The organism is Haemophilus sp. HMSC061E01 (assembly GCF_001810345.1).
Lineage (GTDB): Bacteria > Pseudomonadota > Gammaproteobacteria > Enterobacterales > Pasteurellaceae > Haemophilus_D.
In genome coordinates, this window is the sequence record NZ_KV801001.1 from 1 (window position 1) to 355 (window position 355).

Below are 355 nucleotides of genomic sequence, written 5' to 3' on the forward strand. Positions count from 1 at the left end.
AAGCTTCCCAGCTTGTTCCTCTGTCTCTGTCATTATCACTAACAGGCTCCTTCGCGTTCGCTCGCCGCTACTAACGAAATCTCGGTTGATTTCTTTTCCTCGGGGTACTTAGATGTTTCAGTTCTCCCGGTTTGCCTCACTTACCTATGGATTCAGTAAGTGATAGTAGATTCTTCATCTACTGGGTTTCCCCATTCGGACATCTTGGATTAAACGCCTCTTATCGACTCATCCAAGCTTTTCGCAGATTAGCACGTCCTTCCTCGCCTCTGATTGCCAAGGCATCCACCTTGTACGCTTAGTCACTTAACTATACAACCTCAAAAATTCTTGATGTTGCGTTTTCAACTAAACA

Annotated in this window: 1 rRNA gene; it reads right to left on the reverse strand. The window is 44.8% G+C overall.

Annotated elements, in window-relative coordinates:
* A 23S ribosomal RNA gene (locus HMPREF2732_RS02695) occupies positions 1–312 on the reverse strand; the annotation flags it as partial.
* Positions 313–355: the final 43 nt, after the last annotated feature.